Raw genomic sequence first — 16,010 nt, forward strand, 5'->3', positions numbered from 1 at the left:
AATAACTCAGTTAAAAAAAAGGAATTCTTGTGTTGGTATGTTGCCTATTCCTGCACTACTCTACTGGTCTCTTCTTAAACCAAATAGACAAACCACCTCCGTTAAATCCTGTCATTACAACAGTAGAGGAAATCTTACGCTCCCAGTCTCTTTCACGGGAAACGTGCATTTTATCGATAAATGCTCCATTTGCCCATTTTAACTCTAACCAAGGTGCATTATACTCCCAAGTGTTATTTGGGTCACCATTGATCGTACCATCTGCCAGCAGGTTAGAGATAAAAGATCCGTTGATGCCTGGATCTGTCTGCTCGTTGCCATAACCAGGTACCGTTGTGTAAAGGTTAAGCAGCTGGTCATAGCTACCTACCAATTCTTCTTTAGTAACCGGATCGTTTGGTACGTTGGCATAACGCTCAGGAGAAACCATCGGCCATCCTTCTTCTGTCCACATTACCTTACGTACGTGCATTACCATTGCAGCAGGGTCTACCACAGGTCTACCCTGATTTGCCATAAAGTATTCTCCATCAACCCCTTCAAATACACTACAGTGTGCTGTTCCTTGCCATCCTGCATGCCCTTCAAAAGCGTACGGAGCCAAGATCATCGGTGCATTGTTGTCATGTGGCTCATCAGCCGGTACACCATCCCAGTCAAGGAATGGACCTTCAGGACTGTCTGCTCTGAAAACACGCACATTGTATTTGGTAGCCAACCAGTCATATGCCACAAACAGGTAATACTTATCATGTTCTTTGTTATAGATGATCTCTGGTCCTTCCAAATTACCATTGTACATGCCATCTGTCTGACCTCTTCTTACAATCAGCTTGCCTTTGTCTCCAGCAGTTGCAGCCAAACCTGTAGCAGGATCTAGTTGTACAACAAATAGTCCATCCCAAGCAGAACCATAATACATATAATGATCTCCAGCAGGAGTAACCACTACTGTAGGGTCAATGGCATTTGTACCTGGTCCATCCGTCTCTGACACTACTGCCAAACCTTTTTCTACCCAAGGTCCTTCCGGCGAAGAAGCGGTCAACAAACCAATTGCACTTACTCTAAACCCATCAGAGGCTAACGAATAGTACAACCTGTATTCTCCCCCTACTTTCATAATATAAGGAGCCCAGATACCTTCATTCGCTGTAGCACCTTTTCCTTCGATATAGTCTACTGCTTGTTGTGGCAAACCATCAATTGCTTGTCCTACAAACTTCCAGTCAACAAGGTCCTGAGATTTTCGAACCATAATACCCGGACGAATTGACTGTCCGTAAGCTACATCTGTACTATAGCAATAGTACCACCCGTCATCCCCCTTGACGATTGAAGGGTCATGCAAATTGTAGGGTCCCCATTGGAAGGAGAATTGCCAAGAAGCAATACCTCCATACGTATCGCTATAATTGTCAATATCAAATGGCTTAGGCTCAAAAACAGCCGGGTCTATTTCCGTTAGATATTCTTCTGGCTGCTCCACACAACCACTCAAGCTCAAGAGCCCCGCAAGACCCAAAAACGCAATCTTTGATATATATTTCATGGTCATCGTTGTCATTAGTTGTTGAGAGAGAATCAGGAATCCACCCTTACCGGAGGTAGCCATGAATTCCCAATTCTAAATTCCTAATCCCCTATTAGTTTGCTGAATTAGGAGAGAGGTTTTTGTTGTTGTTCAGCTCAGACTGAGGAATAGGCAAGTATTCTTTACCTGCTACCCAAGTGTTAAAGTCACTGTCATGCTCTTTAAGAAGGGAGAGCTTTTCAGGCTTGTACAACCATCCCCAACGAATGATATCATGGATACGGTTTCCTTCGATGGCAAACTCCAACGCTCTTTCATGGGCTATCTGATCTCTCATCTGCTCCTGTGTCATATCAGGTTTGGTAGTCGCCAAATCAGGAAGTTTTACCCTGTCCCTTACTTGCTGGATATATTGGTAAGCCCCTGCTGTATTTCCCAACTCATTCAACGTCTCTGCATAAAGCATCAGGATATCTGCATAGCGAAGTACTCTATAGTTGATACCCCCAGTAGCTTCCATTGCAAGGTCTGTAGATGCACCCAAACCATCATTGGTGTATTTTCTTGGGTAGATGGCATCTGTAGCAAATGGCCAAGGCTCACCATAAGCCAATACAGAGTTGGCTTCCGGCTCATAGGAAGCGATGGTTGTCAGCAAACGAGGGTCTAGCTCTCCATCCACTGTACGCTCTTGCTTATATTCATTGTAAATCCAACGGGTAGGCAAGTAATCTGCCCAACCTTTGCCATCCATGGCATAGCTAACACCCAAGCCATTGATCTGTTTCCAGTTAGAGTTAGGCTCTCCTGTCCAGTTCCAAATAGAACCTGTTGTTGTTGAGAATTGTACCTCAAATAAAGACTCTGAGTTATTCTCGTTTACTTCCGAGAAGTTGTCACGGTAATTGGCAACCAAAGAGTAAGTACCAGCCAAATCACCTGAGATCAACTTTTCAAACTCTACCTTTGCATCTTCCCACTGTTGTCTGTAGACATACGCTTTTCCTAACAAGCCAATTGCTGCACCTTTCGTTGCTCTACCAACCTGTCCTTGATCCGCACCTGATACATTTTTATAAGACACCGGCAATAAATCCTGCGCCATGCTCAAGTCGCTGTAGATCTGGTTCCACAATACTTCCTCTGAAGCTGTTTCAGGGTAGTAATCGTTATCATCCTTAGGAAGCTCAGTGATCACTGGCACTTGCTTAAACGTAATCGCCAGGTTATAATAAGCTAGTCCTCTCAGGAAGTAAGCCTGTCCCAGTAAACGGTTTTTCAAGTCTGGATCCAATACCTCCTCACCCATTTCAGAAACATAAGTAAGTACCTGATTCGAACGGAATACCAAAATGTAATGGTCTCTCCAAATCCATTGCACTTCACCAGCTGTTTCCGGAATAGTGAACTGTCCACCTAGCTCAAGATAGACAGCAGGGCTATCCCCTTGGAAATCATCCCCTCTGTTATCAGAAAAAGCCGGGAATGTTCTCATATAGGCTCCATCGGTAATTAAACCATTGTAAATTGCTGTCACCCCTGCAAACGCTTGTTCTTGTGTTTGCCAGTGAGATGCTAATGTTGGTACATTGGGGTTGACCTGCTCCAGTTGGTTATCACAGCTAAACAATGTCGCTGCTGCCATAACCGCATATAGTAATTTTTTCATGTTCTAATATGCTTATGTGATGTCTGATGATTTAGGTGCAGCCATTCTTAGAATCCTAGCTGCACACCTAGCATAATCGTTCTTGGTTTAGGATAAGAACCTGCATCAAATCCTGGGTTCCAAACACCTGATGTAAAGTCTGGGTTATAGCCTTTATAGGTTTGGAAAGTATATAGGTTCTGAGCCGTCATGTATACTCTTGCCTTAGACAGCCATTCTACTTTCTCAGTAGGTACATTGTAACCCAATGAGATTGTACTGATACGCAAGTGTGTACCATCCTGCAACCATCCCTCACGATCTGAATCTCTACCGTTTCCGTTAGGGTCAGACCATACCAAACGAGGGATATTTGTATCTGTATTCGTTGATGTCCAACGGTCCAGCATATCCAAGTGGTAGTTGTCATCACCACCTGTATGCATCAATTGACGATACAAGGCATTGTTGATCAGGTATTTTCCAGCACCACTTGCAAACATTGTAAAGTCAAAGTTTTTGTACTCTGCTGAGAACGAAAGACCATAAGTAAATTTTGGAAGTGCGCTTCCAAGATCTGTACGGTCATAAGCATCAATTACGCCATCAGGTGTACCATCAGGACCGCTCAAGTCCACAAACTTGATATCACCAACAGACGTTCCTGCTTCCTGGTATGCGTGGTTATCAATTTCCTCTTGCGTCTGGAAGATGCCGTCTGTCTTAAAACCATAGTGTCTACCAATTTCAGAACCGACTGTTGTGATTGAACCAGCACCCAATACTTCATTTACATTCTCACCCAATGCCAATACCTTGTTGCGGTTTGAAGAGATGTTAGCTCCTATATCCCACTGGAAGTCTCCTGTAATTCTACGGTAGTTCACCGCTACTTCTACCCCTCTGTTTCTCAAAGTACCTGCATTCACGATAGGTGCAGCATTCAGTGAACCAACCGAAGCAGGGATTGGCACCCCTACCAAGATATCTCTACTGACACTGTTGTAGTACTCTCCTGACAACAATACCTGTCCATCGAAAAGCTCTACATCCAAACCTATGTTTGTTGTTTCTTTCTCTTCCCACTTCAATGTTTCAGAAACTACATTTGTCTGAATCGCTCCCGTCAATCTTTGCTCGTTGCCACTCTCATCTGTAAATGTATACACCACGTTCGGGTTGATTAGTGGAGAGTAAGCATAGTTACCAATGTTCTCATTACCCAGGATACCCCAGCTGGCACGTAGCTTCAAGCTTGAAACCTGAGATGGCATAAACTCCATGAAGTCTTCGTTCAACAGTTTCCAACCAATGGCTAACGATGGGAAATAACCGAATTTGTTTGAGGGAGAGAATTTCGATGAACCATCTCTTCTCAAAGTTGCAGTCAATAAATAACGATCATCAAAACTATAGTTCACTCTGCTTAGGTAAGAAGACAATACACTCTTATCCTGATAAGCTCCAGAGCTTTTCTCTTGTCCATTCTCCAATGTCGGGAAGTAAGGTTCTTCATAACCAGATGCTCCTGCATAACGAATGAATGTTTCATTACTCTGATACATCTGACCTACCAATACATTCAGGTTATGCTTGCCTGAAGAGAAATCATAGGTTAACGTATTCTCAACCAAACCTGCTGTATATTCTCTGCTGTTGTCCGTAACTCTAGCCAAGTCATTCTTATGGAAATATCCCAAATCAAACTCAGGAATAAATACATAGTCACGTGCCATGGTCTTGTCAACACTGACATTGACCTTGTACTTCAAGCTATGTTTCTTTTTATTGAATAGCTCCAACTCTCCATAACCACTTGCAAAGATACGGTCAACATCTGTTGTAGATGTAATCAAGCTATTGTAACCAATACCATTCACAGAGATAGCATCCTCACGATCTGACAGCGTACCGCCATATCCTCCAAGTTTTGTATCATCATAAAGCCTCATTGTTGGAATCGCTGTTACGAGGTAGTTCACCAATGGAATCTGTGCACCTGCCAATACACCTGCTCCACTTACCAAAGCATCCTCATTAGATTTTGCATAGAAGAATGACTGTCCCATTCTGAAGCGTCCTTTTTCCTGAGTCGTGTTTACACGAGCTGTATAACGCTGATAGTTGGGTCCATTACCCTCGTAAGTGCCCTGATTTTCAAAGTAATCCAAAGAGACATTATATGTGCTTGATGAACTACCTCCTGAGAAGGAAAGGTTATGGTTCTGACGCATGCCTTGCTTTAGGCCTTCTGCCTGCCAGTCTGTATCCACATCATCAATGTACTTCACAGACTCTGGGTTGTTAGCAGGAGCCAATAGCTTTCCGTCATTGTAGCGTGCCTCATTGTTAAGTGTTTGATAGTTCGCACGGCTCGTTACAGGCATTGTTTGCCATACCTCATCGACACCATAGTAGCTGTTATACTCTACTTTCAAAGGGCTTTCTCTCTTACCTTTTTTGGTTGTAATGATGATGACACCATTCGCCGCTCTTGAACCGTAGATCGCACCAGCAGAAGCATCTTTCAACACCTGCATAGTCTCAATATCATTCGGGTTGAAATCTCTTGGAACACCGCTGATCGGCACACCATCGATTACATACAATGGATCTGAGTTACCAAATGTACCGATACCCCTGATACGCACTTGAGGAAAAGCACCTGCCTGTCCGTCACTGTTTACTTGAACACCTGGCGTACGTCCTTGAAGCATCTGGCCTACATCATTGGTAGAAACTGTCTTCAGGTCATCTACTTTCAGGACTGCTACAGCACCCGTCACATCAGACTTCTTCTGAACACCATACCCCACTACTACAATCTCTTCCAACTGCTGTACATCTTCAGCCAATACCACTGTAATATTAGACTGATCTCTAACCTCCACTTCTTGTGTTATAAACCCAATAGCTGAAATTTGAAGTACTACTACTTCAGTGGGGTTTAGCTCTTTAATCATAATGGAAAAATTACCATCAAAATCTGTTACGGTACTTTCCATAGTGCCTTTCACCACAATGTGAACACCTGGAATACCCATATCATTCTCTCCTGAGGTTACTTTTCCTGATATCTTCCGCTCGTCACTCACCCTCTTCACCGTCTCCGTCAATACAGGCTCTGCGGCATAAAGTCCTGAAGCCGGAAGCATCAAAACGCAAACCCCACAGAAGACATATTTTATATGTCTCCATGATTTTTGTAAGGATAATTTCATAACTTTAAAGTGCTTTTAATAAAAACTTATAAAAGTAATTGGGGCTCCCAAACTGCCATTTGGGGGCTCTTTCTGTCTCTGAAGCTTCTTATTCAACTGAAAATGAATACTTCAGAAATGGGCGAATTAGTATAATTGAAAGTATTTTAACTTCCTTTTCTACCATTCTGACTAACCATTAGGTATAGTTTATTTTCATTTTCTTTACTGTCAGCTGCGCTAGTCCACGACTTTTGGTCACTCACTTTTTGCTATGCTTTTTTTGCTCTTCCAAAAGCACTTTTTTTAATTGGTCAAACTCCTCCTGAGGCATTTCATGCTGTCTTCTTTGCCTAAAAAACATTTTAACGGCTGTCAGTATGTCGTCATTATTTTTGTCTAAAGGCTGACTTTTTGGTGCCTCAAATGATGTCTTCTCTTCCATAGTAGTAAGTCAGAGTTTTGACTGGTTTATTTCTATCCGGTTCAAGAGGGCGAAAATTCTTATGATACACATTCCAATAAGTTACTGTTCCAGCATCTGCACTACAGTTGTCGTATCAGTGATTTCCATGAGGCGGCAGTCATAAAGTCCCCCTGCGATATTGGAAGGATAAGCCTGGAATTTCACTTCCACTTTCTCCTTATTTTTCAGCAGGTTATCAGGGATTATGTAATACTCATAGAAATACCTGTTTGGCAGTTCTCCGACCAGTTCTTTGGTTTTGATCACCACTCCTTCTACCATTATATCAAATTTGCGTCCTCCGCTATCACTTCCCCAATACCTACAAGCAATGCCCAAGTTATTTGGTTTGCCTTCCGTTGCCAATTCAAATGAAAACCATCCTCCATCTTCTGCATGTCTCCACTTGTTTTCCAAACCTCCTGAAACCGTCTTTTCACCTTTCAGGTTATGGTCACGCTCCGGCTGCATCTCCCCTATTCTGATTCGGTCAACAGTATGTTCTTGTACATACTGTTTCTTTCTAAGCAATGTATTGGCTAGCTCCTGTTTGGCTTCCCATTGTTGTTCGTTCAACACATCCGTATACAGCATATAGCCTTGCTTGTTGAGCTGATTAAAAGGCCTGAATTTCAGATCGGTTGGTCTTCCTGTATTAGCAGTACTGAAGGTGAGTGTACTTACATCCTCCATTGCCAACAATGGCTCCTGATTGTCTGCGACAATACTCGGTGTATGATATTCTGAGATGTTTTGGTCTCCAAGGTCTGCAGCCAGTAGAAGTGGACCATATAGGAATGCCTTCTTTGTTGTATCTCCAAGCAGTGATTCAGCATGGATATTCATCGGCATGGTATAAGTGATGCGGTCTCCATTTTTCCATGTACGGTTCAGTGTTACGAAACCATCTTTTCCAATTTCCACTTTTACCGCCTTTCCATTTACTTCCAATTCTGGTGAGGATGCCAACCAATCAGGTTTTCTTAGTTTGATCTCCAATTTTTTAGGAGAGTCCAAAGCCAGTGTCAGGCTTACCTCTTTCTCCTTAGGATACTCAGTTTCTAACGTAATGCTCGCATTTTGGTCTTTCCACTCCAGTACTGAAGGAATAAACAGGTTCACAAACAGCTTGTCATCCTTGTGGAAATAAATGGACTCACCATACTTCAAATGATTCTCCCAACCTGTTCCTACACAGCACCAGAAGTCATTGAATGGTGAACTAAATTTTTTCTTACCACCCGGTTGGTGATTCATATAGTAGCAAACCATTCCTGTCTCAGGGTTTTGGGATGCCAAAATATGGTTGTAAAGTGCACGCTCGTAGTAATCTCCCTTATCAGCTGATGGCTCCCACTTGAAAAGCATCTTGGTCAGCTTCAGCATATTGTAAGTATTGCAAGTCTCTGAGCTATAGATCGAAAGTCTTCCTTTCAGGTCGTCAGGCATCCCAAAATGCTCATGGTCACTATTTCCTCCATTGGCATAAGAGTGGTGCTGAACAACTGTATTCCAGAAAAATTCAGCAACACCCCTTTGCGTTGTGTCACCAGTCTGCTCGTACTGAGCAGCCACCCCTACTACCTTTGGAATCTGTGTATTGGCATGAAGACCAATAAGTTTGTCTTGACGAGCCAGCAATGGGTTAATAATTTGCTGATGGTTAAAGCGCAGTGAAAGTTGAAGGTATTTCTTCTCTCCTGTAACCTCATAAAGGTAAGCCAACGTCTCATTCATACCTCCATGCTCACAGGCTAACATCTGCTGAAACTGTTCGTCTGTTAACTTATCTGACAGGTCACACGCCCAATCGCTCAATTTGATCAGCACTGCCTTTGCCTCTTCATTGCCTGTAAATTTGTAGGCATCCGCCAAACCTGCAAACACCTTATGTTGTGTATACCACGGCACCCAACCGCCATTCAAGTCAAAGCCTGATGAATAAATCTTGCCTGCAGCTATTTCACTAAAAATCCTATCCTGCTCAGGAATTGCCCCTACATATCCATTCCCAAATTCCTGCTGACAACGAGCCAGTTCTGACACAATATATTGGCTTCTGCTGCGCATTTCCTTATCTCCATCTACAGCATAGGCCATTGAAACCGCAGACAGGTAATGTCCCAAAGAATGCCCTGAAATTCCTCTGCTTTCCCAACCTCCATAAATAGAGTCTTTTGGAGCCAATCCGGCATAGGCATGAAACCTGTGAAGCAAACGGTCTGGACTCAAGCTCAGCAACCATTCCTTACCTTTCTGAAATGCATGACTGAAAGGGCTTGGCAAAAGCTTTACTTCTGAAAGCGAAAAATCCTGTACCTCAACAGTGACATCTCCTGCATTTGGCTGCTGCATGTTTCGGCAACCTACCATTGATAGCGTACAAGTCAGAAAAAATAATATGGCTACTCTTTTTTGCATACCTGAGATTTAACAGTCTGTATTTAGTGTTCTTTATACATTAATAAAGAGATCAAATACCCCAAAATGCCCTCACCCAAATCTCAATTTTTCTTAAAAAATTTTCTTACCCGTAGAGATACAACACATAAGTGATTGATTACCTGATTTTTAAATTCATTTATTTTGTGTTGAAAAATATCAGTTCAGGAGGGTTAAACAATTGAAATTAATATAAGGATGTCAATTATAAATATAATTGTAAGTGTATTCGAAGCAATATAAAAAGAAATACGGACACGAAATATTCATGCCCGTATAAACAACTATTAACAGATAAGATTATGGATAAACATAGTTCCTGAAAGTCAGGAACCAGCTCCTAATCGTTTCTCTTTTGAAATCATCCAATTACAACTATTTACACCATTTTGTGCTACTAATGGGTACTTCTATTTGTTTGTCAGCTTTTACTAACCTATAAACATAAACGACACATAATATTGAGGTAAATCAGAAGACCATCACAAAGCCTCCATTACCTCTCATAGACATTGCTACTTGATTATCTTCATTGGTATAAACCAGTTCCTTGCTGAAACTATTATTACTATCTCCATCTGTAATCAATACAGCTTCTTTCTTTTCAATAAAAGGCAAGTTCAATACAAATTGCTTCTCCTTATTTTCACCATTGATTCCCCCTACGTACCACGTTTCTCCTTTTCTCCTTGCCATAATGACCTCCTTGCCCGGAGTTCCTTCTACCAGTTTTGTTTCATCCCAGCTTACTGGAATTTCCCTCATAAAGTCCTGCACATAATCCGGTGTTGTTTGCATTCCTTGAGGTGTTTCTGCAAAGTGTTGTATGCCAGATTGGAACAGTACAGGAAGTGCTAGCTCAAAAGCATTGCTTGTTTTTCGTTCAAGTCCCGGTAACCCTGAAAAAGCAGTTGGAGTAAAATCCATCGGGTCCATCACATTGCGGGTAAATGGAATCATTGTACAATGACTCATCGCGCTGTCTGCTCCTTCCTGTGTAAAGGTGATAAATTCCATACCCCTAATGGCTTCTGCCGTTAGTAGGTGCGGATAAGTACGGTGCCAACCTCTCGGCAATGTACATCCGTGGAAATTGACCATCAGTTTGGCTTCGGCAGCATCTTCCAAGATATCGATATAGTAGTTGATGACCGAGTTACCATCACCACCAAAGAAATCCACTTTCACTCCTTTCACACCCATTTCTGCAATGCGTTTGAACTCTTCCAAACGTGTATCTTTCTCCAACATCATGTGCTTTGGCGTTTGGTGGGTATCATTCCAATCTCCTGATGAGTTATACCAAAGCAAGACACCAACTCCCTTGCTTTCAGCATATTTCACCAATTCACCAATTTGCTCATAACCAATTTGTGTATCCCACAAACCATCAATCAGGCAATACTCCCAACCCATGTCAGCAGCATAGTCGATAAATTCTTTCTGTACTTTATATACTGTAAAGTCATCTTTGAGCAATACCCAACTCCATGATGCTCTACCTGGCTTGATCCAATCCGTTGTTTCCAACTTGGAGCCTTGTGCCAAGTCTGTTCCTAACGTTGATTCCACAATAGTGGATAGTTCTCCTGTTACAATTACCCTCCACGGCGTTGCATATGGCAATGTAAACTGAGGCAATTTCTGTTTATCTTTTATCACTTCTGCATCCTGAGGGAAGGCTACCTGATAGTTCGTATGATCCTCTGTAAGTGAGTTATCCAATCGGGTACCACAGTAGCCCCTGTTTAACCCAACCTCTGTAATCATCACCCAATTGTCATTGTTTTTGAACAAGGTAGGGTAAGCCCATCCGGCAGCTATCGACGAAGTGGTACTCACTGGTACATCCTTCAGGAAATACTCTTCATAAGAAGGGTTTGACCTTGCCCAACCCGTTTTGGCTGCTGCCATAGGTTGGAGCCATGCTTTAGCACTTTCCGGAAAATGAAAAGTCGTTCTTTCCTCTGTCACCTCCTGTTGGTCGGTTGAGGCATCGGGAAACTGGTAACGGAATGCAACGCCATCATTTGACACTTGGAATACTACTTCCATCCTATGTCCATTGGCATTCGATAACTCCACTACTCTACGGTTTGCCTGATATTGGTAATGGCTTTTCTTGCCTTGCACTAAAGAATAACTATCTGTGACTACTTCTGGTGCTGAAAAAGCAGTCAGTTGAAGGTTTTTAGAAAAATCTTCAGCTTTCATTACCAATCCCAACTCCGAGTCCAACAATACACAGACTGTATCACGAAATACATTGTAGACAAGCTTACCATCCTCTGACAAGCTTAAGTTGACTTTGATTTGACCGTTAGGACTTGAAATTTCCATATCATCTTGTCCTGATTCACAAGAAGATAACAGAAAGCCCATCAACCCAAACAAGAGCCACGATCCTATAATGTATTTCATTTCCGTATAGTGTTGATTTTACAATAATTTATCTTGTTTTAATATAAGAGAGGGAAACAGGCTAAAAGCCCTCACCAATTTTAGATTTTTTTCAGATTATTTTAATCAAAGTAAAAGCCTTGGCAGAATATCCACCAAGGCTTTCCAATTATTATACACACTTAGTATTGCCAGAATACTTCCTCAGAAGTAACCTACAATCTTAGTATTCTTTATGAATCTGGTAATAAAGGTCATTCAGACGCAATTGCTCCTTGAACTGACGGAGCTTCGTCTCCTTGTCAATTACTACCAGCTCGAGATCAAACATCTCAGCAAAATCTTCCATATAGTCTGTTGTCAATGCTTGGCTATAAACCGTATGGTGTGCTCCACCTGCATAGATCCACGCTGAAAGTGCTGTTTCCATATCAGGCATGGTCTTCCAAAGTGTACGGGCTACCGGCAGGTTTGGCAACTCTTCTGTTGGTTCCACTGCTTCCACCTCGTTCACCAACAGACGGAATCTGTCGCCCATCGTGATCAGTGAGGCATTTATGGCAGGTCCAGCCTCACCGTTGAATACCAGACGTACAGGATCTTCCTTACCGCCAATACCCAGTGGGTGTACCTCACAGCTTGGTTTGTTTGCTGCAATCGATGGGCAAATTTCCAACATGTGTGAACCCAATACCAATGGATTCTCAGGGTTGAAGTGGTAAGTGTAGTCTTCCATAAATGAAGTACCACCTTTCAGACCACCTGCCATCACTTTTGACGCTCTCAACATAGCTGCTGTTTTCCAGTCACCTTCACCACCGAATCCGTAACCGTCAGCCATCAGACGTTGCACAGCAATACCCGGCAACTGCTTCATGCCTGTCAGGTCTTCGAATGTATCTGTGAAACCTTTGAAGTTTCCTTCTGTCAGGAAGCTACGCAGACCCAATTCGATCTGTGCTGCATCAAACAGGGACTGACGTTTTGCTCCGCCCATTTTCAGGCTTTCCATCAGGTTGTAAGCACTTTCGTATTCTTCCACCAATGCCAATATATCGCTGTCTTTCACCGCACTGATATGCTCAGTCAGATCGCTGATTCCGTAACCATTGACCGCAAAACCGAATTTGATTTCAGCCGAAACCTTATCTCCTTCCGTTACGGCTACATTACGCATATTATCACCGATACGAGCAAAACGTGCACCTTGCAAGTCAGCTTTTGTCAGTGCTACTCTAGCCCAAACATCAATCTGTTGGTGTACCTTGCTGTCTTGCCAGAAACCTGTTACCACCTTGCGGTTCAGGCGCAGACGTGTATTGATAAAACCGAACTCACGGTCACCGTGTGCTGACTGGTTCAGGTTCATGAAATCCATGTCAATCTTGTCCCAAGGAATATCACGGTTGAACTGTGTATGCAGGTGCAACATTGGCTTCTGCAAAGCTTTCAGTCCCGAAATCCACATTTTGGCAGGAGAGAAGGTGTGCATCCATGTAATGATACCGATACAGTTCTCATCGTCATTTGCCTGCTTGCAGATCGCATAAATTTCCTCAGGAGTTTTTACAGTTGGCTTGTACACCACTGGAACAGAGATTTGGTTGCTTTCAGCCAAGCCTGCTGCAATCTGCTGCGAGTGATCGGCTACTTGACGTAAAGTCTCTTCCCCATACAGGTGTTGGCTACCTGTAACAAACCATATTTCTGGATTTTTTATATCTAATTTCATCATTATGCTATTTAAAATGTGTTGTTGTTTACTGTCTGATACCTGATCAAGGGAACTCACGTAGGGAAGCCCACAATGCTGTCAACGTAAAAAAAATTATAGGATCAGGGCTACACCCTGTTCTTGTGAAACACGTACCCGTCCCGTGATACGATCGACCACTCCGCAGGCAGGATCCTACAGGGGTTTGATTTGTTAAGTTGACAACATTGGGTATACCCCTAGACATTTTATTGTCCGTAATAAGCCCCTTTACCGTGCTTGCGGTAATAGTGTTTCTCTTTCAAAGATTGCTTCAGTTCAGGAGCATCAGGGTTGATGTCCAAGGTCAATTGCGCCATCTTGCAAAGCGCTTCCAGTACGGCACTGTTGTACACAGACTTTTCAGCATTTTTGCCCCAAGCAAATGGTCCGTGGTTCTTCACCAATACCATCTCTACCTCACTTGGCTCAAAACCTCTCTCCATAAAAGTATTGATGATCAGGTTACCTGTCTCATGCTCGTAGTCTCCCTGAATCATATGGTCAGGCAGTATTTCTGTACAAGGAATATTCTGTGTCAGGTGGTCGGCATGCGTTGTTCCGAAAATCGGCACATCTCTTCCTGCCTGTGCCCAAGCCACTGCATAAGTGGAATGTGTATGGCAAATACCTCCTAGATCTTTCCAAGTCTTGTAAAGCAGCGCATGTGTCTTTGTATCAGAAGAAGGTCTCATGGTTCCTTCTACAATGTTGTTATCAAAATCAACAATCACGATATCCTCTGGCTTCAGTACATCGTAAGGCACTCCACTCGGCTTGATGGCAAAAACACCCTCAGAGCGGTCAACTGCACTGACATTACCAAAAGTAAAGATCACCAAATCCAATTCAGGAAGGCGCATATTTGCCTCATAGCACTCCCTCTTCAACTCTATGTACTTGCTCATTTTTTACAGTTTCTTGTTCTACAAATTGACCTAGTTGTGCGTACGATTCGTACAGCGACTGATAATGCGCCACGTGCTCAGCAATTGGCACATATACCTGCTCAAACCCACCTGACATATTTTGCATGGCATCCAGTACAGTTGGGTAAATACCTGCTACCACACTTGCGTAAATGGCTGCTCCCAATGCAGGAGCCTGTTCTGATTTCACTACCTTGATTGGCTTGTTCAGTACATCGGAAAGGGTTTGCATCACCAGTCTTGATTTCTTGGCTACACCGCCCATCGCTACTACAGCATGAATCGGAACACCTTCCTGCTCAAAGCGATCTACGATAGCTTTTGAACCGAAACAGATTGCTTCTACCAATGCCTTGAAAATTCTTGGTGCATCTACTCCCATATTCAATCCCTTGATAGCACCTTTCAGTAACTGATTCGCATCCGGTGTACGTCTACCATTGATCCAGTCAAGGGCTACCACTGATGATTCCGTAACCGGAATTCTTTCTGCCGCTTTTGAAAGCGCAGGAATCAAGTCATCTGAAATATTTTGCAATTCCTGTGGAGCCAGTTCCTTGGCAGGCCAGATCAAAAGGTTCTTGAACCAAGCCAATACATCACCAAAACCTGACTGTCCTGCTTCCAGACCAACCATACCAGGGATAATTGAGCCATCTACTTGTCCGCAAATACCTTTTACTAGGTTGTCACCAATCTCCTCTTCTGAACCTACCAGCATATCACAAGTAGAAGTACCCATTACTTTTACCAATGTATTTGGTGTGATCTCTCCTCCTACTGCGCCTGCGTGTGCATCAAAAGTGCCGACCGCAATCTTCACTTCTGTAGAAAGTCCCAGCTTCTCTGCCCACTCAGGTGATAGTGTACCTGCTACCTGATCTGCTGTATAAGTTTTATCATACAGACGGTCTCTCAGGCTTGCCAACTCAGGGTCAAGCAGTGTCAGGAACTCTTTTGGAGGAAGCCCTCCCCATGACTCATGCCACATGGCTTTATGTCCTGCTGCACAACGGCTTCTCTTGAAACCTTCCAATCCTTGCTCACCTGTCAGTACATAAGTGACCCAATCGCAGTGTTCCATCCAAGAGTAAGCTGCTGCTGCCACTTCCTTGTCCTCACGGATTACATGCAGGATTTTTGCCCAGAACCATTCTGAAGAATAAACACCGCCTTCAAATTTGGTGAAGTCCTCACCTCCCCAGCTTTTAGCCAGGTGATTGATTTCCTCTGCTTCCTCTACAGCCGTGTGGTCTTTCCAAAGCAAGAACATCGCATTTGGATTTTCCTCAAATCCTGCTGTCAAAGACAAAGGTTTGCCTTCTTTATTTACAGCCACTGGTGTTGAACCAGTTGTATCTACTGAGATGGCTTTAACCTGCTTGCTGTCTACTTCTGGTGCTTGCGCAAGTACTTTGGTGATGGTCGTTTCCACCCCTTCTAGATAATCCAAAGGGTGCTGTCTGAACTGATTCTTGTCAGCCTGACAATACAAAAGGTCTTTCCAACGGCGATAGTAATACACCGCCGATGTGATTTCTTTGCCGTTGGCTGCATCAACCAATAATGCACGGCAAGAGTCTGATCCGTAATCGATGCCGATTACATAGTTTTTCACTTCCGTCATCTGATTTACAG

9 protein-coding genes are annotated in these 16,010 nt (G+C 43.1%); all 9 read right to left on the reverse strand.

All coding sequences use genetic code 11. The features are described from left to right. Positions 1-55: 55 nt before the first annotated feature. The gene (locus V6R21_RS05030) at positions 56-1,552 is read right to left on the reverse strand and encodes an arabinan endo-1,5-alpha-L-arabinosidase (RefSeq protein WP_334241438.1); all 1,497 of its coding nucleotides are present in this window, start codon (positions 1,550-1,552) and stop codon (positions 56-58) included. 94 nt (positions 1,553-1,646) lie between these two features. Then, entirely contained in the window at positions 1,647-3,203 is a 1,557-nt protein-coding gene (locus V6R21_RS05035) for a RagB/SusD family nutrient uptake outer membrane protein (protein ID WP_334241440.1), read from the reverse strand. A 47-nt stretch (positions 3,204-3,250) separates the two neighbouring features. Next, positions 3,251-6,403, reverse strand: a complete 3,153-nt coding sequence (locus V6R21_RS05040; protein WP_334241442.1) for a SusC/RagA family TonB-linked outer membrane protein — start codon at positions 6,401-6,403, stop codon at positions 3,251-3,253. 241 nt (positions 6,404-6,644) lie between these two features. Next, positions 6,645-6,827: a hypothetical protein gene (locus V6R21_RS05045; protein ID WP_334241444.1), complete on the reverse strand. Its 183-nt coding sequence runs from the start codon at positions 6,825-6,827 to the stop codon at positions 6,645-6,647. 81 nt (positions 6,828-6,908) lie between these two features. Next, positions 6,909-9,269 (reverse strand): glycoside hydrolase family 127 protein, encoded by a 2,361-nt coding sequence (locus V6R21_RS05050; RefSeq protein ID WP_334241446.1) that lies wholly within the window; start codon positions 9,267-9,269, stop codon positions 6,909-6,911. Positions 9,270-9,761: 492 nt separating this feature from the next. Further along, on the reverse strand, positions 9,762-11,711 hold the full coding sequence (locus V6R21_RS05055; protein ID WP_334241447.1) for a glycoside hydrolase family 97 protein: 1,950 nt from the start codon (positions 11,709-11,711) through the stop codon (positions 9,762-9,764). 202 nt (positions 11,712-11,913) lie between these two features. Next, complete coding sequence (araA, locus tag V6R21_RS05060; protein ID WP_334241450.1) at positions 11,914-13,422, reverse strand: L-arabinose isomerase; 1,509 nt, start codon at positions 13,420-13,422, stop codon at positions 11,914-11,916. 230 nt (positions 13,423-13,652) lie between these two features. Next, positions 13,653-14,351, reverse strand: coding sequence for an L-ribulose-5-phosphate 4-epimerase (locus V6R21_RS05065; RefSeq protein WP_334241452.1), 699 nt, complete (start codon positions 14,349-14,351; stop codon positions 13,653-13,655). Beyond that, positions 14,314-15,999: a ribulokinase gene (locus V6R21_RS05070; protein ID WP_334241455.1), complete on the reverse strand. Its 1,686-nt coding sequence runs from the start codon at positions 15,997-15,999 to the stop codon at positions 14,314-14,316. Before V6R21_RS05070 ends, V6R21_RS05065 begins: the two co-directional genes overlap by 38 nt. Between the last annotated feature and the right edge of the window lie 11 nt (positions 16,000-16,010).

The sequence above is a fragment of the Limibacter armeniacum genome, from assembly GCF_036880985.1.
GTDB lineage: Bacteria > Bacteroidota > Bacteroidia > Cytophagales > Flammeovirgaceae > Limibacter > Limibacter armeniacum.